The sequence below is a fragment of the Asticcacaulis currens genome (genome assembly GCF_028550395.1).
GTDB classification, from domain to species: Bacteria; Pseudomonadota; Alphaproteobacteria; order Caulobacterales; family Caulobacteraceae; genus Asticcacaulis; species Asticcacaulis currens.
Genome location: NZ_JAQQKW010000014.1, coordinates 39494 through 62176 on the forward strand (window position 1 = coordinate 39494; position 22683 = coordinate 62176).

At 61.0% G+C, this 22683-nt stretch carries 19 protein-coding genes; all 19 read left to right on the plus strand.

Annotated elements, in window-relative coordinates:
- The first annotated feature begins 48 nt into the window (after window positions 1-48).
- The 19 genes from proS (at window position 49) to lpxB (ending at window position 22641) form a co-directional block, all read left to right on the plus strand.
- The gene (proS, locus tag PQU94_RS17150) at window positions 49-1368 is read left to right on the plus strand and encodes a proline--tRNA ligase (RefSeq protein ID WP_272742670.1); all 1320 of its coding nucleotides are present in this window, start codon (window positions 49-51) and stop codon (window positions 1366-1368) included.
- A complete protein-coding gene (locus PQU94_RS17155) occupies window positions 1368-2651 on the plus strand; it encodes a lipoprotein-releasing ABC transporter permease subunit (RefSeq protein WP_272742671.1) in 1284 nt (427 codons plus the stop codon). The genes proS and PQU94_RS17155 overlap by 1 nt, the downstream gene beginning before the upstream one ends.
- A 7-nt stretch (window positions 2652-2658) precedes the next feature.
- Complete coding sequence (locus tag PQU94_RS17160) at window positions 2659-3357, plus strand: ABC transporter ATP-binding protein (protein ID WP_272742672.1); 699 nt, start codon at window positions 2659-2661, stop codon at window positions 3355-3357.
- Window positions 3358-3622: 265 nt separating this feature from the next.
- Window positions 3623-7051, plus strand: coding sequence for a DNA polymerase III subunit alpha (gene dnaE, locus PQU94_RS17165; protein WP_272742647.1), 3429 nt, complete (start codon window positions 3623-3625; stop codon window positions 7049-7051).
- 252 nt (window positions 7052-7303) lie between these two features.
- A complete protein-coding gene (gene rpsB, locus PQU94_RS17170) occupies window positions 7304-8071 on the plus strand; it encodes a 30S ribosomal protein S2 (RefSeq protein ID WP_013480305.1) in 768 nt (255 codons plus the stop codon).
- 189 nt (window positions 8072-8260) lie between these two features.
- Window positions 8261-9163 (plus strand): translation elongation factor Ts, encoded by a 903-nt coding sequence (gene tsf, locus PQU94_RS17175; protein WP_013480306.1) that lies wholly within the window; start codon window positions 8261-8263, stop codon window positions 9161-9163.
- A gap of 171 nt (window positions 9164-9334) precedes the next feature.
- A complete protein-coding gene (pyrH, locus tag PQU94_RS17180) occupies window positions 9335-10066 on the plus strand; it encodes a UMP kinase (RefSeq protein ID WP_272742648.1) in 732 nt (243 codons plus the stop codon).
- A gap of 171 nt (window positions 10067-10237) precedes the next feature.
- Window positions 10238-10795: a ribosome recycling factor gene (gene frr, locus PQU94_RS17185; RefSeq protein WP_272742649.1), complete on the plus strand. Its 558-nt coding sequence runs from the start codon at window positions 10238-10240 to the stop codon at window positions 10793-10795.
- 92 nt (window positions 10796-10887) lie between these two features.
- The gene (gene uppS / locus PQU94_RS17190; protein ID WP_272742650.1) at window positions 10888-11646 is read left to right on the plus strand and encodes a polyprenyl diphosphate synthase; all 759 of its coding nucleotides are present in this window, start codon (window positions 10888-10890) and stop codon (window positions 11644-11646) included.
- The gene (locus tag PQU94_RS17195) at window positions 11630-12460 is read left to right on the plus strand and encodes a phosphatidate cytidylyltransferase (RefSeq protein WP_272742651.1); all 831 of its coding nucleotides are present in this window, start codon (window positions 11630-11632) and stop codon (window positions 12458-12460) included. The genes uppS and PQU94_RS17195 overlap by 17 nt, the downstream gene beginning before the upstream one ends.
- Complete coding sequence (dxr, locus tag PQU94_RS17200; protein ID WP_272742652.1) at window positions 12457-13656, plus strand: 1-deoxy-D-xylulose-5-phosphate reductoisomerase; 1200 nt, start codon at window positions 12457-12459, stop codon at window positions 13654-13656. Before PQU94_RS17195 ends, dxr begins: the two co-directional genes overlap by 4 nt.
- A gap of 44 nt (window positions 13657-13700) precedes the next feature.
- The gene (locus PQU94_RS17205) at window positions 13701-14903 is read left to right on the plus strand and encodes a M50 family metallopeptidase (RefSeq protein ID WP_272742653.1); all 1203 of its coding nucleotides are present in this window, start codon (window positions 13701-13703) and stop codon (window positions 14901-14903) included.
- An 80-nt stretch (window positions 14904-14983) separates the two neighbouring features.
- Entirely contained in the window at window positions 14984-17392 is a 2409-nt protein-coding gene (gene bamA / locus PQU94_RS17210; protein ID WP_272742654.1) for an outer membrane protein assembly factor BamA, read from the plus strand.
- 37 nt (window positions 17393-17429) lie between these two features.
- A complete protein-coding gene (locus PQU94_RS17215; RefSeq protein WP_272742655.1) occupies window positions 17430-18101 on the plus strand; it encodes an OmpH family outer membrane protein in 672 nt (223 codons plus the stop codon).
- A 243-nt stretch (window positions 18102-18344) separates the two neighbouring features.
- On the plus strand, window positions 18345-19358 hold the full coding sequence (gene lpxD / locus PQU94_RS17220; RefSeq protein WP_272742656.1) for a UDP-3-O-(3-hydroxymyristoyl)glucosamine N-acyltransferase: 1014 nt from the start codon (window positions 18345-18347) through the stop codon (window positions 19356-19358).
- 8 nt (window positions 19359-19366) lie between these two features.
- Entirely contained in the window at window positions 19367-19864 is a 498-nt protein-coding gene (gene fabZ / locus PQU94_RS17225; protein ID WP_272742657.1) for a 3-hydroxyacyl-ACP dehydratase FabZ, read from the plus strand.
- On the plus strand, window positions 19861-20646 hold the full coding sequence (gene lpxA / locus PQU94_RS17230) for an acyl-ACP--UDP-N-acetylglucosamine O-acyltransferase (RefSeq protein WP_272742658.1): 786 nt from the start codon (window positions 19861-19863) through the stop codon (window positions 20644-20646). The genes fabZ and lpxA overlap by 4 nt, the downstream gene beginning before the upstream one ends.
- Window positions 20646-21491: an LpxI family protein gene (locus tag PQU94_RS17235; RefSeq protein WP_272742659.1), complete on the plus strand. Its 846-nt coding sequence runs from the start codon at window positions 20646-20648 to the stop codon at window positions 21489-21491. The genes lpxA and PQU94_RS17235 overlap by 1 nt, the downstream gene beginning before the upstream one ends.
- The gene (gene lpxB, locus PQU94_RS17240; RefSeq protein WP_272742660.1) at window positions 21460-22641 is read left to right on the plus strand and encodes a lipid-A-disaccharide synthase; all 1182 of its coding nucleotides are present in this window, start codon (window positions 21460-21462) and stop codon (window positions 22639-22641) included. Before PQU94_RS17235 ends, lpxB begins: the two co-directional genes overlap by 32 nt.
- Window positions 22642-22683: the final 42 nt, after the last annotated feature.

Genomic DNA, 22683 nt, shown 5'->3' on the forward strand with positions numbered 1-22683 from the left:
GCTGGCTAGTACAGGGCCAGTTTGCTGCAATCCCAAGGTTCCCTGCCCATGCGCCTGTCGCGCTATTTGCTTCCGTTGCTTAAGGAAAATCCTTCCGAAGCCCAGATCGTCTCGCACCGTCTCATGCTGCGCACCGGCATGATCCGTCAGGAGGCCGCCGGTATCTATGCCTGGCTGCCGCTGGGTCTGCGGGTGCTGCGCAAGATCGAAAAGATCGTGCATGAGGAAATGCAGCGCGCCGGTGCGGTCGAGCTTCTGATGCCGACCCTGCAACTGGCCGATCTGTGGCGCGAGTCGGGTCGCTATGACGACTACGGTCAGGAAATGCTGCGCATCAAGGACCGTCATGAGCGCGAGATGCTCTATGGCCCGACCAATGAGGAAATGATCACGGAAATCTTCCGTGGCACGGTCAAGTCCTACAAGGATTTGCCGATGAACCTCTACCACATCCAGTGGAAGTTCCGCGACGAGCAGCGCCCGCGCTTCGGCGTCATGCGCGGCCGTGAGTTCCTGATGAAGGACGCCTATTCGTTCGACATCGACGAGGTCTCGGCGCGCAAGGCCTATAACCGCATGTTCATCGCCTATCTCAACACCTTCAGCCGTCTGGGCCTGAAGGCGGTGCCGATGCGCGCGGATACCGGCCCGATCGGCGGCGACCTCAGCCACGAATTCATCATCCTCGCCGAAACCGGCGAAAGCGCCGTCTTCTGCCACAAGGATCTGGTCGATATGCCGGCGCCCGGTGCCGATGTGGACTGGGACGATCTGCAAGGGCTGGTTGATCAGCGCACGTCGCTCTATGCCGCCACCGAAGAAATGCACGACGAGGCGGCCTTTAATGCCGTTCCGGCGGACAAGCAGTTGTCGGCGCGCGGCATCGAAGTCGGCCACATCTTCTATTTCGGTGAGAAATATTCCGCGCCTATGGGGGCCAAGGTCTCCGGTCCCGACGGTTCGCAGGTCAATGTGCACATGGGCTCTTACGGCGTCGGCGTGTCGCGCCTGATCGGCGGCATAATCGAAGCCAGCCACGACGAAGCGGGCATCATCTGGCCCGAAAGTGTCGCGCCCTTCGATGTGGCCCTGATCAATCTGCGCGTTGGCGACGAAGCCTGCGATGCGGCCTGCGACAAGGCCTATAAGGCGCTGACCGCCGCCGGGCGTGACGTGCTCTATCACGATACGGACGACCGTCCGGGTGCCAAGTTCGCCTCGATGGACCTGATCGGTATTCCGTGGCAACTGATCATCGGGCCCAAGGGCATTGCCGAAGGTCAGGTCGAAATCAAGCACCGCGCCACGGGCGAACGTCACACGGCGGCCTTCGACGCCGTCCTTGAACAACTGACCAAGGCAAAATGATGAAGGGGCTGTTGTCACTGTTTTCTTTCTCCGCGTGGGAAACCGATCTGGCGCTCAGGTATCTGCGCACCAAACGCAAGGACGGCGGCATCGCCCTCATCGCCATCATCAGCTTTATCGGCATCACGCTGGCCGTGGGTGTGCTGATCATCGTCATGTCGGTGATGAACGGTTTTCGCGACGAGCTGATGTCGCGCGTGCTGGCCTTTAACGGTCACGAGTTTGTGGCCGGTGAGCCGCTGACTGACTGGGAAGGCCGCGACGCTATGCTCAAGCGCCTGCGCGCCATTCCGGGCGTTATCGAAGCCTCGCCCTACGTGGAATCGCCCGGTCTGGCTCAGGGGCCGTTTTCGCAGGCCGGTCTGGCCTATATGCGCGGCATCGACGTCGCGACGGTGAAGAACACGCCGATTATCCGCGACAATATCAAGTCTGGCTCGCTGGATGGATTTGGCGAAGGCGAATATGGCGGCGATCTGGTCCTGATCGGCGAAGGTCTGGCCAGCCAGATGAATGTGCGTGTCGGCGACGAACTGACCCTCCTGTCGCCGTCGGGCAGCACGGCCTTTGGGGCCATGCCGCGCCGCAAGCCCTATGTGGTGGGCGGTATCTTCAAAAGCGGTGTGTCGGAACTGGATGCGGCGTTTGTCTTCATGCCATTACAGCAGGCACAACTCTTTTTCGATCGGGAAGGGGAGTGGGATGCCGTCGAAATCAAGGTCAAAGACCCTTACAATATCAAGGACTACTACCCGGCCTTCCGTAAGGCTGTCGGGGACAAGGCCGTCCTGCTCGACTGGGCGCAGCGCAATGCGCCTTTGTGGAACGCGCTTCAGGTCGAACGCAACGTGATGCGCCTGATCCTGATGCTGATCGTGCTGATTGCCGCCATGAACATCATTTCCGGCATCGTCATGCTGGTGAAGAACAAGACGCGTGATATCGCTATCATGCGCACCCTGGGCGCGGATCGCACCTCGATTACCAAGATATTCTTCCTGTCGGGGGCCATTATCGGAGCCACCGGCACGGTGCTGGGCGTCGCTATCGGCACGCTCTTTTGCATCTTTATTCGGCCGATCCAGCAGATCGTCGAAGCCATCTTCCACGTGAAGGTCTTTAATGAAGAGGTCTATTACCTCGCCTATATACCGGCGAAGGTCGAGCCGACCGAAGTGCTGATCATCGTGGGCTTTTCGATGATCGCTACCTGCGTGGCCACCCTGTTCCCGGCCCTGTGGGCGTCTAGGCTCGAACCCGTGGAGGCCCTGAGATATGAATAATGGGCTTATGAGTGATGTGGTGCTGTCCCTGCGCGGCCTGGTGCGCGCCTATCCCATCGCCGATGGTCGCACGCTGGACGTGCTCAAGGGCGTCGATCTCGATTTGCGCGCCGGTGAGGTCGTCGGGCTGATCGGGCCCTCCGGTTCCGGTAAGTCGTCGCTGTTGCATTGTATCGGTTTGCTGGAATCGTCCGAAGAGGCGCAACTGACCATCGACGGCGAAGACTTTACGCGCGCCAGCGAGGCCGCCCGGACCCGCGCACGACTGCACAAGATCGGCTTTGTCTATCAGTTCCATCACCTGCTGCCGGAATTTACGGCCTTGGGCAATGTCGCTCTGCCGCAGCGTGTGCTGGGTCTGCCGCTCAAACAGGCGGAAACGCGGGCGAGGGGGCTTCTGGAGCAACTGGGGCTCGGCGAACGCCTTGATCACCAGCCGGCGCAACTGTCAGGCGGTGAACAACAGCGCGTGGCTATTGCGCGCGCCCTGGTTAATGGTCCGCGCCTGCTGCTGGCCGATGAGCCGACGGGCAATCTCGATCCCCAGACCTCTCAACAGGTGTTCGACGCCCTGAGGACGATCGTCAAGGCGCAGGGGGTCGCGGCCTTGATTGCCACCCACAATCTGGAACTGGCCGGGCATATGGATCGCGTGGTCAGCCTCAAAGACGGCCGTCTGGTGGAAACCGTTCCGGGAAACCTGTAAAATTATATCGTTTTAAATCAACGATATACATGATTTGTTCACGCTGTTGATAAAAGGGTGTTGACGCGGAACAAAATAAGAATATAGAACAAAGCATGAATTGATCATCTGTTCTTTCAGGGGACAAACTATGCTGGCCATCCATAACGTATTGTCTTTCGCCGCCGTTGCCGCTTTTGTGGCGCTTGTCTGTCAGGCGGCTATGCTGATCGGGTGAATCGTCCGACAGTAGCCGCCCTGTGAACCGCACGGAGAGGCTTTTGAGATGAGCGACGGTTTTGTCCATCTGCGGGTACGATCGGCCTATTCCCTTCTGGAAGGTGCGATCAAGGCCTATGATATGGGCAAGCTGGCGGCCAAGGCGAAGATGCCGGCCATAGCCATCTGCGACCGCGGCAACCTGTTTGGTGCGCTCGAATTTTCTCAGGTGTGCAAGGATACGGGCGTGCAGCCCATCATCGCCTGCGCCCTGCCGGTCAAGGGTATAGGCGGTGCCCTCAGCGACCGATGGGCCAAGATACCGACCATTGTCCTGATCGTTCAGAACGAGCGGGGCTATCTCAACCTCACCGAACTGTCGTCCAAAGCCTATCTCGATATTGAGGCGACGGACGAACCGCACGTCCTGTGGGAAGAGGTGGTTAAACGCGCCGAGGGCCTGATCCTGCTGTCGGGTGGTCCCGACGGTCCGATCAACCCGCTGTTCAAGCAAAACCAGCCGGACGAAGCCAATGCCGCGCTAAAGGACATGCACGCGGCCTTCGGGGACCGATTCTATATCGAGCTTCAGCGGCACGACGGGTCGCCGCACGGTGGTATCCGCGGAGATTCGGCGGAAAGCGGTCTGGTGCAATTCGCCTATGCGCATGACGTGCCACTGGTAGCCACCAATGACGCCTATTTCGCTGACCGTGACATGTTCAAGGCGCACGAGGCCCTGCTGTGTATTTCCGACAGCACCTTTATGGGCGTGGCCGACCGGCGCAAGGTGACCAAGGATCACTGGCTGAAGCCGCCGCTGCTGATGCGCGAGGTGTTTTCGGACCTGCCCGAAGCCTGTGACAATACGCTGGAAATCGCGCGCCGCTGCGCTTTTCTGGTTAGCAAGCGCGATCCGATTTTGCCGCGCTTCGATACCGGTGCCGGGCGCTCGGAAGACGAAGAACTGGCCTTTCAGGCGCGTGAAGGCCTGAGAATGCGTCTGCAACAGGTCGAGCCGGCCTTCCCTGAAGAGGAATACTGGGCGCGTCTCGACCGGGAGGTGGGCGTCATCCAGAAGATGGGCTTCCCCGGTTACTTCCTGATCGTTTCGGACTTCATCAAATGGGCCAAGGCGCACGATATCCCCGTCGGGCCAGGCCGGGGGTCGGGGGCCGGTTCGCTGGTCGCGTGGGCACTGACCATCACCGACCTTGATCCGCTGCGTTTTGGTCTGCTGTTCGAACGCTTCCTAAATCCGGAGCGGGTCTCCATGCCCGACTTCGATATCGACTTCTGTCAGGAACGCCGCGAAGAGGTCATCACCTACGTTCAGGAAAAATACGGCCGCGAGCGGGTGGCACAGATCATCACCTTCGGTACGCTTCAGGCGCGCGCCGTGCTGCGTGATACCGGACGGGTGATGCAGTTGCCGCTGGGGCAGGTGGACCGTCTGTGTAAGATGGTGCCGAACAACCCGGCCAACCCGACCACCCTGGCTCAGGCTGTCGAAATCGAACCCCGCCTGCGCGAAGCCCGCGACGAGGAAGAGTCCGTTGCCAAGCTTCTGGATACGGCGCTGAAACTCGAAGGCCTGTACCGCAACGCCTCGACCCACGCCGCGGGTATCGTGATCGGCGACCGCCCGCTGACCGAGCTGGTGCCGCTGTATCGCGATCCGCGCTCCGACATTCCGGCGACGCAGTTCAATATGAAATGGGTCGAAAGCGCCGGTCTGGTCAAGTTCGACTTTCTGGGTCTGAAGACCCTGACCACGCTGAACCGCGCCTGGCACTATCTGAAAAAGCGCGGGCTTGAGGTCGATTTCTCCACCCTGCCGCTGGATGACAAGACCACCTATGAGCTGCTGGCGTCGGGTCAGTCGATCGGCGTGTTCCAGCTCGAAAGTCAGGGGATGCGCGACACCCTGCGCAAGATGCGCTGCGGGTCTATCGAGGAAATCACCGCACTGATTTCGCTCTATCGTCCGGGCCCGATGGACAATATCGACACCTATGTCGATCGGAAGTTCGGGCGTGCCGAAATCGACATGCTCCATCCCTCTCTGGAGCCGGTTCTGCGGGAAACCTACGGCGTCATCATCTATCAGGAACAGGTGATGCAGATCGCCCAGATCCTGTCAGGCTACAGCCTCGGCGAAGCCGACCTGCTGCGCCGGGCCATGGGTAAAAAGAAGAAAGAGGAAATGGACTTGCAAAAAGCAAGGTTTATTTCCGGCGCCAAGGAGAAGGGGGTTCCCGAAAAGCAGTCGGACTCGATCTTTGAACTGGTGAACAAGTTTGCCGGCTATGGCTTCAACAAATCACACGCCGCCGCCTATGCCTTTATTTCGTACCAGACGGGCTGGCTGAAGGCCAATCATCCGGTCGAATTCTTCGCCGCCAACATGAGCCTCGATATCACCAATACCGACAAGCTGGCGGTATTTTATCAGGACGCGCGGCAGTTCGGGGTGACTATTCGCCCGCCCGATATCAACCGCTCCAAGGCTGATTTCGACGTGGAAAATGGCGAAGTGCTGTACGCGCTTGGGGCCATCCGCAACGTCGGTCTCGAAGCCATGCACAGCGTGGTGGCGGTGCGCGAAGCGGGGGGACCGTTCAAGGACATTTTCGACTTCCTCGAACGCATCGACCCCAAGGCGGTCAATAAGCGGGCCATCGAAAATCTGGCGCGGGCCGGGGCCTTTGACTCGATCCACCCCAACCGCGCGCAGATCATCCAGAGCGCCGATCTGCTGATCGCCCACGCTCAGAGCATGGCCGCCGAGCGCGCCTCGGCGCAGGTCAGCCTGTTCGGCACCAATGATTCGTCGCGCCCGCGCTTGCCCAATATTCCCAAGGCCTCCGGGCCGGATGCGCTGGACGAAGAACTGTCCGCCGTCGGCTTCTATCTGTCCGGCCACCCGTTGCAGGACATGGTCGATGTGTTCAAGCGTCGTAATGTGACCCTGTACGCCGAAGCGCTGGCGCTGGCTCAGGAAGGCCGCGAAGCCTTCCGGATGGCCGGGGTGGTGCGTCGTCGGCAGGAGCGCGCCTCGGCCCGCACCGGGGAAAAGTTCGCCTTCGTCAACCTCTCTGACCCAAGCGGCGAATACGAAGTGATGTTCCAGCCTGAAGCCCTGCGTAAATACCGTGAGCATCTGGAACCCGGTCAGTCGATCCTGCTCAAGGTGCGCTGTAAGGGCTCGGACGGCGAGGTGCGTATGTTCGGTGAATCCGCCGAACCTATGGCCGGGGCTCTGAAGACCGATGATATGGGCCTGCGCCTGACCGTCTCTCCCCGTGGTTTCGATGTGGATGCTTTTAAAATGCAACTGGATGCCGCGCGCGGGCAGGGCGGGGAAATCACCCTTCTCAGCGAGATCGACGGGAACGAGGTCGAATTGAAAATGCCTCACCGCTATCGTCTGGACGCCAGCCTGCGCGGGGCCTTGAAAGCGATGAATGGCGTCCTATATTGTGAAGACGTATAGGAGAGGCGAAAACGGCCTGACCGCCGTCAGCACTTCTTCGGGCGCAATTTTCCTCAAAATCACTTGATTTTTTTGTCGATTGTGCCTAGTTGCGCACCATCTCACACGCGGACACGCGGGGGGATGCTGTCTGCACCTTTGATTTCCTGTGGTTTTCAAAGAAACAGATGTCATCCGACCGTTCCGAGGTTTCGGCTTGCCGAGGCTTTTTTCGTCCGCGGAGGTCTATCGGAATGAAAAGGAAATCTACTCATGGCTATGCCTGAACTGTCTATGCGCGCCCTGCTCGAAGCCGGTGCGCACTTTGGTCACCAGACCCACCGCTGGAACCCGAAGATGGAGCGTTACCTCTTCGGTTCGCGTTCCAACATCCACATCATCGACCTGTCGCAAACCCTGCCGCTGCTGCATCAGGCCCTGCTGAAGGTGCGCGAAGTCGCCGCCAACGGCGGTCGCGTCCTGTTCGTCGGCACCAAGCGTCAGGCCGCCGGTCCGGTCGCCGTCGCGGCCAAGCGTTCGGCTCAGTATTACGTCAACCACCGCTGGCTCGGCGGCACGCTGACCAACTGGCGCACCATTTCGGGTTCGATCGCGCGTCTGCGTGAACTGGAACAGGTCATGGAAAACCCGGTTGGCCGTTCCAAGAAGGAACTGCTGACCCTGACGCGCGAGCGTGACAAGCTGGAGCTGTCGCTGGGCGGCATCAAGGACATGGGCGGTATCCCCGACCTGATGTTCGTGATCGACACCAATAAGGAAGCGATCGCCATTCAGGAAGCCCGCAAGCTGAACATCCCGGTGATCGGCATCCTCGACTCGAACTCCGACCCGGACGGCATCACCTTCCCGGTTCCGGGTAACGACGACGCCGCGCGCGCCCTGCAACTGTATTGCGACCTGATCGCGGACGCCGTGCTCGACGGTCTCGCCGCGGGTCAGTCGGCTTCGGGTATCGACCTCGGCGCTTCGGAAGCCCCGATCGAGCCCGCGCTCATCGCCGAAGAGACCGGCGAAGCCTGATCTGCTTAGGAAACCTGAACGGAGCCTAAGCACATCAGGCTCCGTTCAGCGCATTTGCTGTTACGCATTTGTCATACCCTCAGGCTATGGAGCCGCTGAGGGATAGCTTTTAGTTGGTCGCGCCACTGATTCTGAAAGACTCACCTTGTCTTTTGGGGTGCGCACTGCAAATTTTTATGGAGGAATTCCATGGCTGAGATCACCGCCGCTCTCGTTAAGGAACTGCGCGAAAAGTCCGGCGCCGGCATGATGGACTGCAAGAAGGCTCTGTCGGAAAACGACGGCAACGTTGAAGCCTCGATGGACTGGCTGCGTACCAAGGGCCTGTCGAAGGCTGCCAAGAAGGCCGACCGCGTCGCCGCCGAAGGTCTGGTCGCCGTGGCCTCTTCGGGTACCACCGCTGTGGCCGTCGAAGTCAACGCCGAAACCGACTTCGTGTCGCGCAACGAGCTGTTCCAGAACCTGGCCCGCAATGCGGCTCAGGCCGGTCTGGCTGCGGCTGACGTCGAAGGTGTGCAGGCGGCTATCAATGACGAAATCACCAACCTGATCGCCAATATCGGTGAAAACATGGTGGCCCGTCGTATGGCCAAGCACAGCGTTTCGCAAGGCGTGGTGTCGTCCTACATCCACAACGCGATCGCCCCGAACCTGGGCCGCATCGCCGTTCTGGTGGCCGTTGAGTCGGCGGGTGACGCCGAAGCCCTGAACGATATGGGCCGCAAGATCGCCATGCACATCGCCGCCACCCAGCCGCTGTCGCTGTCGTCTGACGATCTCGACCCGGCCGCCGTGGAGCGTGAGCGCACCGTTCTGACCGAAAAGGCGCGCGAAGAAGGCAAGCCGGAAGCCATGATCGCCAAGATCGTGGACGGCCAGATCTCGAAGTTCCAGCGCGAAGTCGTGCTGCTTGAGCAGCCCTTCGTCATGAACCCGGATCAGACCGTGAAGCAACTGATTGCCGACACGGCCAAGGCGCTGGGCACCGACGTCACCGTCACCGGCTTCACCCGTCTCGCCCTCGGCGAAGGCGTGGAAAAGAAGGTCGATGACTTCGCCGCCGAAGTCGCCTCGATGATGAATCAAGGTTAAGGCTTAAAAGGGAAATCGGCCATCGGCTTGATTTCCCGACCTATGCACGATTTAAGGGCGCAGCATCGCAAGGTGTCTGCGCCCTTTGACTGTTCAAAGTCGGAAATCTCGGCTAGAGCAGGTCTGAGATACGCCATTGCCCCAAAGCTGATTCATTTGAAGGATTTTCCCATGTCTTCGCCCGACGTCCCGACTTATAAACGCATCCTCCTGAAGATCTCCGGTGAGGTCCTGATGGGGGAGCAGGGGTTCGGCATCGACATGAACACCGTCAAGGCGGTGGCCGAAGAGGTGGCCGAAGTCGCCGGTATGGGTGTTGAACTGTGCCTCGTCATCGGGGGCGGCAATATCTTCCGCGGCCTGTCGAAGGCGGCGGTGGGGATGGAACGCTCCTCCGCCGACTATATGGGGATGCTGGCCACTGTGATGAACGCGCTGGCCATGCAGAACGCGCTGGAAAAGCTGGGGGTCAGCACGCGCGTGCAGTCGGCGATCCAGATGAATGCCGTCTGTGAGCCCTTTGTGCACCGCCGGGCGCAACGCCATCTGGAAAAAGGTCGCGTGGTGATTTTCGCCGCCGGCCTGGGGGCACCCTATTTCACCACCGATACAGCGGCGGCCCTGCGTGCGGCGGAAATGCGCTGCGACGCGCTGTTCAAGGGCACCTCGGTCGATGGCGTCTATACGGCAGATCCCAAAAAGGACGCTTCGGCGACGCGCTATGACTCGCTGAACTATATGGAGGTCTTGTCGAAGGATCTGCGGGTGATGGACGCTTCGGCGGTGTCACTGATGCGCGAAAATGGTATTCCGATCGTTGTCTTTTCGATCCGTGAGCCGGGCGGTCTGCGCAAGGTGATCACGGGGCAGGGCGTCCATACGGTCATATCAAGCGAGGCCTGAGCGCCCTGACCGTTGAAAATACGAGACGGTCTCATATTTATCCGCGACATGAGACGGTCTTGAAAGGAAGACCAGAAGTCGTTTTCAATGACCTCTGGTCCTATTCGTCTAACGCGCGTCTTCCCTCTGTCGCCCACTGACAGGGGAGCGCTTCAATACAGAGATACCCAAATGAGCAAGCCTGACCTCAATAAGTACAAGGACCGCATGGACAAGTCCGTTACGTCGCTGAAGGACGATTTCGGCGGTCTGCGCACGGGCCGTGCCTCGGCCGGTCTGCTGGAAGGCATCACGGTCGATGCCTATGGGTCCGCCATGTCGATCCTCTCCTGCGCCGCCATCTCGGTGCCGGAACCGCGCATGATCAGCGTCAATGTGTGGGATAAGGGGCTGGTCGTATCGGTTGAAAAGGCCATCCGCAATGCGGGTCTCGGTCTCAACCCGGTCACCGACGGTCAGACCCTGCGCGTGCCGATTCCGCCGCTGACCGAGGAGCGCCGCAAGGAGCTGGCCAAGATTGCGGGCAAGTACGCCGAGGAAAAGCGCGTGGCCGTGCGAAATGTGCGCCGCGACGCCAATGACGAGCTGAAGAAGGCCGAAAAGGACTCGGCCATTTCCGAAGACGAACAGAAGAAGATGACCACCGAAGTGCAGAAATTCACCGATGAAGCGATCAAGCGCATCGACGAGATGCTGAAGGTGAAGGAAGCCGAGATCATGCAGGTCTAAACCTGCGTCGTGCCCGACTCACAGAGCCGGGCTTTAACCTGCGTATCGCCTCTTCAGACAGGCCTCTGTTTTTTTCAGGAAAGCGTCCCTTTATGCCCTCAGGGCCGGATCATATCGGTACAGGCACAGCACCGGTGCCGCTGCACGTGGCCATCATCATGGACGGTAACGGGCGCTGGGCCAAGGCGCGCCGCCAGATACGCACCTTTGGCCATAAGGCCGGGGTAGATGCGCTGCGCAAGACGATCAGCGCTGCGCCAGGGCTGGGGGTCACGCATATGACCGTGTTCGCCTTCTCCACCGAGAACTGGCGCCGCCCGGCCACCGAGGTGTCCGACCTGATGGGGCTGCTCAAGGCGTTTATCCGTTCCGATCTTGATCGTCTGGCGCGTGAAGGCGTCTGCGTCCGCATTATCGGGGATGTGGCCGGATTGCCGGCGGATATCCGCGAGTGCGTGGACGAGGCGCATCAGCGCACCCGCGACAACAGCCACTTCTTTCTTCAGGTGGCGCTGAACTATGGGGCGCAGGCCGATATTCTTGAAGCGGCCAAAACTTTTGCTTTGCAAGTGAAGTCCGGCGAGGCGGCGCTTGATGACCTGACGCCGGAGCGTTTTGGCGGACTCCTGTCCACGTCAGGCCTGCCGCCGCTGGATTTGCTGATCCGGACCTCGGGTGAACACCGGCTGTCGAACTTCCTGCTGTGGGAGGCCGCCTATGCCGAGTTTGTCTTTCAGGACGTGTTGTGGCCGGACTATGACGGCGTGTCGCTGAAGGCGGCTCTGGATGAATTCCGCCGCCGCGAACGCCGCTTCGGCGCTGTTGAGGCCAGTGATGTCGCTTCCGCCTGACGCGAAACCGAAAAAGTCGTCACGCGAGTTACTGTTTCGCATCGCCTCTGCCGCGGTGCTGATCCCGGTCGTCCTGCTGATCATTGCCTATGGCAACTGGGCATTTCTGCTGCTGCTGAGCGTCGGGGTGGCGCTGTTGGCCATCGAATGGGGCACGATGGCGGCGCCGAAACTGTCGAGCCGCATGGCCGTCAGCATCAGTCTGGCGATACTCGGCGGGGTGTTTACCGTCTATCTGTTCAACATGCTGGCCGGTCTGGCGGTTCTGGTGCTGGGGGCGGCGTGCGCGGGTTTCTATTTCCGCTACCTGAAGGGACCGCACCTCGATGCCGCCTATGGGGCGTTCTACATAGGCTGGCCGGCCCTGGTGCTGATCTGGCTGCGCGAAACGCACAACGGCGTCTATTGGGTCTTCTTTGCCTTCCTGATCGCCTGGGCGGCGGACAGTGCGGCCTATCTGGTCGGCAAGCTGGTCGGCGGACCCAAGCTGTGGCGCAAATATTCGCCCAACAAGACCTGGTCGGGCTTTGCCGGGGGCATGATCGCCGGCATGTTGACGGCCGGAACTCTGGCCGACATCACCAGGCTGTTTCAGTCGAGCACTGCCGCCCTGATCGTCGGCCTTCTGGTCGCCTTCGCCACCATGGGCGGTGACCTGTGGGAGTCCATGCTCAAACGCCGGTATGGCGTCAAGGATTCCGGCACGCTGATCCCCGGTCACGGCGGTCTGCTCGACCGGGTGGACGGGCTGATGTTCGCCATCGTCGCCATCGGCGGTATCCGCTGGCTGGTCATGCTGGGGACCAAGTTATGAGACGTATCTCCATCCTCGGTTCGACCGGTTCCATCGGCGTTTCGACGCTGAACCTGATCGAAGAAACCCTGACGCCCGGCGTCGATTACGAGCTTGAGGCCCTGTGTGCCGGTCGTAATGCGGCCTTGCTGGCCGAACAGGCGCTGAAATTCAGGCCACGTCTGGCCGTCCTATCCGATGCCTCGCTATGGGCCGATTTCAGCGAACGCATGAAGGGCTCCGGTATCGAGATCGCCTGCGGTCCCGACGCCGTGGAAGCCGCAGCGGCGCGTCCCGTCGATTGGGTCATGGCGGCCATTGTCGGCATCGCCGGTCTGCGTCCGGTGTGGGCGGCGGCCGGAACGGGGGCCACGGTGGCGCTGGCCAACAAGGAGAGCCTTGTCTGCTGTGGCCGCGCCCTGATCCTGCGTGCCGAGGCGGCCGGTGGGCGCATCCTGCCGGTCGATTCGGAACACAACGCCATTTTTCAGGTCTTTGAGGAGGCTGAGCGGGCGCGCATCCGCCGCCTGATCCTGACGGCTTCGGGCGGGCCATTCCGCGGTCGCCAGCGCAAAGACCTGGCCCATGTCACGCTCGAGCAGGCGCTGAAGCATCCCAACTGGTCGATGGGGGCCAAGATCACTATCGACAGCGCCTCTCTGGCCAATAAGGGGTTGGAGCTGATCGAGGCGGCCTATCTGTTCGACATGCCGTCGGCTCAGATCGACGTGCTGATCCATCCGCAATCCGTCGTGCACAGCCTGGTCGAATACAGCGATGGCTCGACCCTGGCACAGATGGGACCGCCCGATATGAGGGTGCCGATCTCCTACTGCCTCGGCTGGCCGCAGCGCCATAGCTGGGCCGCGCCGTCGCTCGATCTGTGCGCACTCTCGACCTTGACCTTCGAGCGCCCGGATACCGAGGTCTTCCCCATGCTCCGGCTGGCGCGTGAGGCGCTGGAGGCGGGGGGGCTGATGCCTGTCGTCTATAATGCCGCCAACGAGGTGATGGTGCAGGCCTTTCTTGAGGGCCGCATCGGTTTCCTCGACATTCCGGCAACGGTCGAAGCCGCCATGATGCGGGCGCAATCGCTCTCTATGGCTTTCGGAAATGATTTGCGCCATGATGTGGCACAAATCGAGCGGGTGGATGCCGAAACGCGATCACAACTGATCGCTTCCGGAGACGATACGCGCCGGGCAGCGGGAACATAGGGCAGGCCTTTTTGCGGGCGTGACGGGATAAAGTACGGACACTAATGATCTTTCAAATTCTGGCCATACCCACATTCCTGCTGGTGATATCCCTGATCGTGACCTTTCATGAACTGGGTCACTTCAGCGTCGCCCGCCTGTTTAAAACGAAGATCGAGCGCTTTTCCGTCGGATTCGGCCCGGTCATCTGGTCCAGACGCGACAAAAATGGTGTGCTTTGGTGCCTGAGCGCCCTGCCTCTGGGGGGCTATGTCAAGTTTTCGGGCGATGAACATGTGTCTTCCATGTCACCCGACGCCGAAGAATTGGAAAAGGCCCGCCGCGCCATCCGTGAGCGCGAAGGTCCGGGCGCGGAAATGGCCTATTTCCATTTCAAGCCGGTGTGGCAACGCTTTCTGATCGTGCTGGCCGGTCCGGTCGCTAATTTTGTGCTGTCTATTCTGATCTTCGCCGCCGTCTTCATGATTGTGGGCAAGGGCATGGCGCCCGGCACGGTCATGGGATTCCCGGAGCCCAATGGGCCGGGGGCCCGCTCAGGCCTGAAGGTCGGCGATCAGTTCGTCCGCATCGACGGCCGCGAGGTCAAGACCTCCGAAGACGTGATCATGCTGGTGCGGATGCGCGGCAACGAGTCCGTAGCGGTCGAGGTGCGTCGCGACGGGCAGATCGTGCGCCTGACCGTTACGCCGGAGCGTCGACTTATTCCCGAAGCCTCCAAACATGTGCCGACCTATGCCGGCGTGCTGGCTGTGGCCATTGGCGACGGTAAGCCGCGTGTGCCGTGGCCGCACGAAGCCCTGTGGCTGGGGACGCAGAAGACGCTCGGCGTGCTTGACACGACCCTGACCTATATTGGCCGTATTTTCACCGGAAAAGAAAACGGAGATCAGCTGTCGGGCATTATCGGCATGACCAAGGCGACGGGTGATCTGACCGCCGAAGTCGCCAGCATCAAGGCGACGCCGGGTCAGATTGCCTTTAGCTGGATGCTGACCATGTTACAGATGGCGGCCTTCGTCTCGGTCGGTATCGGCTTCGTCAACCTGTTGCCGGTACCGGTGCTCGATGGCGGGCATCTGGTCTTTTACACTTACGAAGCCATTGCGCGGCGGCCACTCAGCGCCACCGTGCAGGGGCTGGGATACAGATTTGGACTTGTGGCCTTGTTCGGTTTGATGTTGTTCGCTACATGGAATGACCTTAACCGTACCGGCATCATCAAGTTTTTCGGGGGGCTGTTTTCATGACCGGCACAGATCAGGGCCTTATCCCTGTCTACTCCCTCCGTTCGTGACGGCCAAACATACAAGCGGAACGATACCTTTCCATGAATAGTCCTGCCTCCACTACCTCCAAGATACGTCCTTGGACCGCCAGCGTCAGCCTGCTGGCGCTTCTGGCGGCCACCGGTCCCGCTTTGGCGCAACAGGCGCCGGCCGCCGACGCGGCTCAGGCCCCGGCCCCTCAGGCCGCCCCAGCCCCACAGGTCGCCGTCATCGGGCGAATCAAGGTGGAAGGCAACGAACGGATCGACGCCGCCACGGTCATCTCCTATCTGCCGGTGCAGGTGGGTCAGACGGTCAACGATCTCCTGATCGACCAGTCGGTGAAGACGCTTTACCGCACCGAACTGTTCTCCGACGTGCAGATCGTCATGAACGGCAACGAAATGGTTATCAGCGTGGTCGAAGCGCCGATCATCAACCAGGTGGTGTTCGAGGGTAACAGCGCCCTGTCGAAGGACAAGCTGCGCGACGAAGTGACGATCCGCCCGCGCGGCGTGTTCACCAAGGCCAAGGTGCAGGCCGACGTCCAGCGCATTATCGAGCTTTATCGCCGCTCAGGCCGCATCTCGGCCACGGTGACGCCGAAAATCGTCGAACTGCCGCAAAAGCGCGTCGATCTGATCTTCGAAATCGACGAAGGTGTGAAGACCGGCGTGGAGAACGTCAACTTCGTTGGCAACAAGGCCTTTTCGGACAATGAACTGGCCGGGGTGGTCGTCACCAAAAAGTCGCTGTGGTGGAAGTTCTTCTCCTCGAACGACAACTACGATCCGGATCGTATGGATTACGACCGCGAGCAGTTGAAGAAGTTTTATACCAACCGCGGCTATTACGACTTCCGCGTCGTCTCGGCCGTGGCCGAACTGACGCCGGACCGCAAGGACTTCGTCATCACCTACACGCTGGACGAAGGTCAGAAGTATAATTTCGGCCGCGTCGTGGTGAAGACCGAAAACGAGAAGCTGAACGGCGAGAACCTGCAACGTATGTTGCCGATCCAGCCGGGCCAGCTCTATGAGAGCGACCTGATCGAAAAGTCGGTCGATGCCCTGACCTATGCGGCCGGGCAGGCGGGCTTTGCCTTCGTGGACGTGCGTCCGCGCGACGAAGGCAATCCCGAAACGAAGACGGTCGATGTAACCTTCAACGTGCGCGAAGGTGCCCGCGTCTATATCGACAAGATCGACATTGTCGGCAACGCCCGCACGCTCGACCGCGTCGTGCGCCGTGAAATGCTGGTGTCTGAAGGCGATGCCTACAACAAGGCCCTGATCGAACGTTCCAAGATGTTCGTCAATGCGCTGGGCTTCTTCAAGGACGTCGATATCAAGGAAACGCCGGGTTCGGCCCCTGACCGCACCAATATTCAGGTGCAGGTCACCGAGCAGCCGACCGGCGAACTGAGCTTCGGGGCGGGCTTCTCGTCCTATGAAAAGTTCATCCTCGACGTCGGCATTACCGAACGCAACTTTCGGGGTCGCGGTCAGAACGTGCGCGCGCGCGTGTCGCTGGGCTCGATCCAGAAGAATATCGACCTCAGCTTCACCGAGCCGCGCTTCATGGGCCGCGACGTGTCGGCGGGCGTCGATCTGTTCTCCAGCTCGTACAACTATTCGGGCGTCAGCTATTCGTCGAAGACGACCGGGGCGGGCCTGCGTCTGGGCTACAGCCTGAACGGCTACTCCATCCTGCGCCTGCGCTATAACCTGCGCAGCGACGAACTGCGCTATTCGGGCTCGTCGGAATGTGACGCCCTGCAATATAGCTGCGGCAACGGCGTGACCTCCAGCGTCGGCTACACCCTGTCCTTCGATCGCCGCAATGACTACGTGCTGGCGACGCGCGGTTGGCAGGCCATCCTGCGTCAGGATTTCGCCGGATTGGGCGGTGACACGCGCTATGTTCGCTCCGAGCTTGAAGGCCATTGGTATCACGGCTTCCGCAAGGATATGGTCCTGCACCTGCAAGGCATCGCCGGCAATATCACGCCGGTGGGCGGCGACGCCGTTCGCATCAATGACCGTTTCTTTAAGGGGGGCACCACATTCCGCGGCTTCGAAAATGCCGGTATCGGCCCGCGCGACAGCAATACGACCTACGCGCTGGGCGGTGAAACCTACGCCATCGGCACCGTCGAAATGGGCATCCCCAACGGCCTGCCCGAACAGTACGGCCTTAAAACCGCTCTGTTTGTCGATTTCGGTACCCTGGGGGGCATCGACGACCGCCTGAAATATTGTAGCGCGGCTCAGGCGGCGGTCGGTAGCTGTGCCGCCGGTTCGCGCCTCAGCTATATCAAGGACGAAATGTCCCTGCGTGCGTCGGCAGGCGTGACCATCCGCTGGAAGTCCCCCATGGGTCCGATCCAGTTCGATATCAGCCAGATCCTGTCGCGCGAAGATTACGACAAGACCGAAACCTTCCGCTTCTCGCAATCCACTCAGTTCTAACCCACGCTTACCAAAGCCATCAACGAGTTCTCACGCTATGAAAAAGCAACTTCTCCTCACCGTCTGCGCCCTGTCGGCCACTGCCCTGACCTCGGTTGCCATCGCCCAGACTCCGGCCGCTGCGCCGGCGGCGGCCCCTGCGGCCACTCAGCCCCAGACCAAGCCGGGCCCGGTCATCGCCGGCGTCTGCGTCTATTCCAACGAAGCCGTCATGGCCAATGCGGCGGTTTCCAAGGCCGCGGCTCAGCGCCTGCAACAGATCAACCAGCAGGCCGAGGCCGAACTGGAGCCCGACGCTCAGGCGCTGGAAAAAGAGCGTGCCGGCCTCGCCGCTCAGCAAAAGACCCTGACCAAGGACAAGTTCGACCCGCTGGCTCAGGCCTTCATGGGTAAGGTCAAGGCTTTCCAGGACAAGGCCTTTATCGTCAATCAGGAACTGGGCCGTACCGAGCAGGACGCCAATGTGAAGGTGGCGCAACTGGTTGCGCCCGCCCTGTCGGCGACCTATGAAGCCAAGAACTGCGGTATGCTTGTGGACCGTAAGGCCGTGCTGTTTGCCAACCCGGCCATGGACATCACCGGTGACGTGATCCAGAAGCTCGACACCTCCAAGGTGGCGGTCGATATTAAGCGCGTCGTTCTGCCGGAAGCCGACCGTCAGAAGCTGCTGAAGGCCAAGGCCGAGCAGGACGCCCAGCAAGGCGGTTAAAGGGTTCAACCGGCCTTCGCGCCGGCTGAAAACTTTGTAAACACACAGTGAGCCTTGTCCGGCGAAATATGCGCAAGCATCGCTGGACAAGGCTCTGTTTATTTGAGCTATATGCACCTTTTCCGCCCTTTGGCAGGATGCGGCGGGGATGGTTTTTCTGCCTTGAGCGTTTTCTCAAAGGTGCGACCAGACAAAAAGCGTAGAGCGGACGTCCTTCCGCTTCGGTCAGGAGTAATGTGCGGGATGCCCGATCAAAGGTTCTTTGAGGTTGCTTCCGAAATCGCCCTCGATGATGTTCTCGGCCTGACCTTTGCCACGCTCGCGCCCGGTGCACACGGCGCGGGGCAGAGCATCAGCGGCTGTGCGCCCCTGTCTGTGGCCGGTGCTACCGAGGCGGCCTATTTCAGTGACCGCCGTTACCTTGAAAATCTGCGCCGGACGCGCGCCGGCTTTGCCTTTGTGCCCGAAGCCGACATCGCCCATGTCCCCGAAGGGACGCTGCCCCTGATTAGCCGGTCGCCGCAGGCCTCGTGGTCGCGTCTGGCCGCGAAGCTCTACAGCGCGCGCCGCCATGAGGGAGCGCAGGCCATTCATCCCTCGGCCCACATCGAAGAGGGCGTCACACTGGGGGTTGGGGTCATTGTGGGGCAGGGGGCCGAGATCGGCCGTGGTACCTCCATCGAAGCCTATACGGTGATTGGTCCCGGCTGTCAGATCGGCCGCAACTGCCGCATCGGCGCGCAGGCGACGATCTATTGCGCCCTGATTGGCGATGGCGTGCATCTGGCGTCCGGCGTGCGAATCGGCGAGGCTGGGTTTGGCGTGTCGGGTGATCACGAGGGGCTGATCGACGTGCCGCAACTGGGGCGCGTCATCCTTCAGGATCACGTGTCGATCGGTGCGGGAACCTGCGTGGATCGCGGGGCCTACGACGATACGGTTATCGGCGAAGCCTCAAAGATCGACAATATGGTTCAGATCGCCCATAACGTTAAACTTGGACGTAACGTTATCGTCGCCGCCCATTCCGGGCTGTCGGGTTCCGTCCAGGTGGGGGATGGCGCTATGTTCGGGGGACGGGCGGGCGTGATCGACCATATTGAAATCGGGGCCGGCGCGAAGGTCGCGGCGGGTGCCGTTGTGTTTAAGGATGTCCCGGCGGGACAGATGTGGTCGGGCTTCCCGGCCAAGCCGTCGCGGCAGTTTCTGCGCGAGGCGGCCTGGCTGAGCAAGGCGGCTACCAAGGATAAGGGCTAAGAACAGAAATGACCACGGATCAGGCCAGCGAGACGCCGGAAGGCGGGGCACCCGAAACCGGTATCGACATTAGCTATCAGGAAGTGATGAAGCGGATTCCGCACCGCTATCCCTTCCTGCTGATTGATCGCGGTGAAAACTGGATCAAGAACAAGAGCATGGTGGGCATCAAGAACGTGACGTTCAATGAGCCCTTCTTCAACGGCCATTTCCCGGAAAACCCCGTCATGCCGGGCGTGCTGATCATTGAGGCGCTGGGGCAGACCGGGGCCGTGCTGATGTCCAAGTCGCTGGACGTCTCAGTCGAAGGCAAGACCATCTTTTTCATGGGCGTCGATGGCGTGAAGTTCCGCAGTCCCGTGCGTCCGGGCGATCAGTTGCGGATGCATGTCGAAGTGACCCGTCACCGGGGGGATGTGTTCAAATTCCGTGGCGAAGCCTTTGTGAACAAGAAAATCGTTTGCGAATGTGAATTTGCCGCCATGGTGGTCGAGAACCCGCAATGAGCATCCACCCCACCGCCATTATCCACGACGGGGCCCGGCTGGGCGAAGGGGTGAGCGTCGGCCCGTGGTGCATCGTTGGTCCACATGCTGTGCTGGGTGACCGTGTCAGCCTGCAATCGAGCGTCGTCATTCAGGGCCATACCGAAATTGGTGCCGACAGCCATGTGCACCCCTTTGCCGTTCTGGGCGGTTCGCCCCAGCATCTGGCGCACAAGGGCGAAGACACCCGCCTCGTTGTCGGTGAGCGCAATCAGATTCGTGAACACGTCACCATGCACACCGGCACGGTGAAGGGCGGCGGCGTGACCACGGTCGGCAATGACTGCCTGTTTATGGTCGGCAGCCATGTGGCGCACGACTGCGTCGTCGGCAACAATGTCGTGCTGGCCAATAACGCCTCGCTCGGCGGCCATGTGCAGGTCGGCGATTTCGTATTTCTGGGCGGCCTGTGTGGCGTGCATCAGTTTGCGCGCATTGGCCGCTACAGCTTTGTCGGCGGCGCGGCGATGGTCACCAAGGACGTCATCCCCTACGGGTCCGTCTGGGGCAATCATGCGCGTCTGGAAGGCCTTAATCTGGTGGGTCTGAAGCGTCGCGGCTTTTCGCGTGACCTCATCCTGTCGCTGCGCACCGCCTATCGCATGATGTTCGCACCGGAAGGTACCTTTCAGGAGCGTCTGGACGACGTGCTGGAAAACTTCAGCGATATTCCGCAGGTCGTTGAGATTGTGCAGTTTATCCGCGAAGACTCCAACCGTCCCATCTGCCTGCCGGTGGAGTGATGGACAAGCTCGGCCTCATTGCCGGTGGCGGGCTGGTGCCGGTTGAAATCGCCCGTTACCTACAGCGTAGCGGGCGACCCTATTGCGTGATCCGCCTCGAAGGACTGGCCGACGCGGAGCTGTCGGCGCATCCCGGCCACGATATTGATGTCGGTCATTTCCAGAAAATCTTTGTCACCCTGGCGCAGGAAGCCTGTCGTGCGGTGTGCATGGTCGGCTATGTCAAGCGCCCGGATTTCGATGCCATGGAGCGCGACGAGGGCGGGGCGGCGCACCTGCCCGCTATTCAGGCCGCCGGGCGCGGCGGCGACGACTCGCTCCTGCGTCAAGTTGCCAAGGTGTTTGAGAGTCAGGGCTATGCCATAGTGGGCGCGCACGAGGCCAATCCGGAACTGTGCCTCGAAGAGGGGCTTCAGGCCGGAGAAGCCCCGCCGCCCGAAGCGCGCGAAGATATGGAGGATGCCTTCCGTGTCGCGCACGCCCTCGGGGCGCTGGATATCGGTCAGGCGGCGGTTGTCGCCGGGCGGATTACGTTGGCCGTCGAGGCGCAGGAAGGCACGGACGCGCTTTTGAAGCGTGTGGCCACCCTGTCGCCGGTGCTGATCGGCACGGCGGCGCGGCGCAAGGGTGTGCTGGCCAAGGTGCCGAAACCGATACAGGATTTGCGGCTCGACATGCCGACCATCGGCGTGCAGACGGTCGAGGCGGCTGCGGCGGCGGGTCTCTCTGGAATTGTCGGGCAGGCGGGGGCACTGCTCGTCGTGGACAAGGCGCGCGTCTATGCCCGTGCCGCCGAACTGGGACTTTTCATCTATGGACACGCCCCCAATCCGCAAGCCGATTAAGCTGATGCTGGTCGCAGCCGAAGCCTCCGGCGACATGCTGGGGGCGGGGCTGATGCGCGAACTGCAACGCCAGTCACCGGTGCCGCTCACCTTCTGTGGCGTCGGCGGCAAGCGCATGGCCGAGCTGGGCATAGAAAGCCCCTTCGATATTTCCGAACTGTCGATTCTGGGCCTGATCGAAGGGCTGAAAGCCTATAAGCGCGTAAAGGCGCGTGTTGCCGATACGGTAGCGCAGGCGTTGCGCGAAAAGCCCGATGCGGTGGTTCTGATCGATTCCTGGGGTTTCACGCTGCGCGTGGCGCACGGCATTCGCGCGGCTCTGCCCGATGTGCCCCTGATCAAATATGTCGGGCCGCAGGTCTGGGCCACGCGGCCGGGACGCGCCAGAACGCTGGCGCAAAGCGTCGATCTCTTGCTGGCCCTGCACCCGATGGACGCCCCCTATTTCGAAAAAGAGGGGCTAAAGACCGTTGTCGTGGGCAATCCGGCCCTGAATGTCGATTTCAACACCGCCGATCCCGAGGGTCTGCGGGCTGGGCTGGGCATCGGCGAGGCGCCTCTGCTGCTGGTTTTGCCGGGCAGCCGTCCGTCGGAAATCAAGCGCCTGATGCCGGTCTTCCGTGAGACCATCGAAACCCTGTCGCGTCAGCGTCCCGAACTGGTCTTCGTGGTGCCGGTGGCCGATACGGTGCGCGATCAGGTGCGTGACGGTCTGGCCGGTGTGCAGGCCCCTTTGCATCTGCTGGACAGCGAGACAGATAAGCTGTCAGCCATGCGCGCGGCGACGGTGGCGCTCGCCTGTTCCGGTACGGTGACGACCGAACTGGCTCTGGCCGGGTGTCCGATGATCGTCGCCTATAAGGTCGAGTCCCTGACCTATTTCCTGTTCAAACACATGTCGCCACTCACCCACGTCACCCTGTTCAACATCATGGCAGGCAAGGGGGTGGCCCCGGAATTCATCCAGCACGATTGCACGACGCCCAATCTGGTCGCCGCGCTCAGTCAGAGGCTGGACGATCCGGCCTTCCGCGCCGCTCAGACCGAGGCCCAGTACGCGGCGCTTGACCTAATGGGGCGGGGTCAACCGGCCCCGGCCATCCGGGCAGCCGAAGCCGTGCTGCAACACCTGATGCAGGTCAGGCATTAAAGCACACGGCGGATTTCGCCCTTGTCCTGACGCGATTCTCGC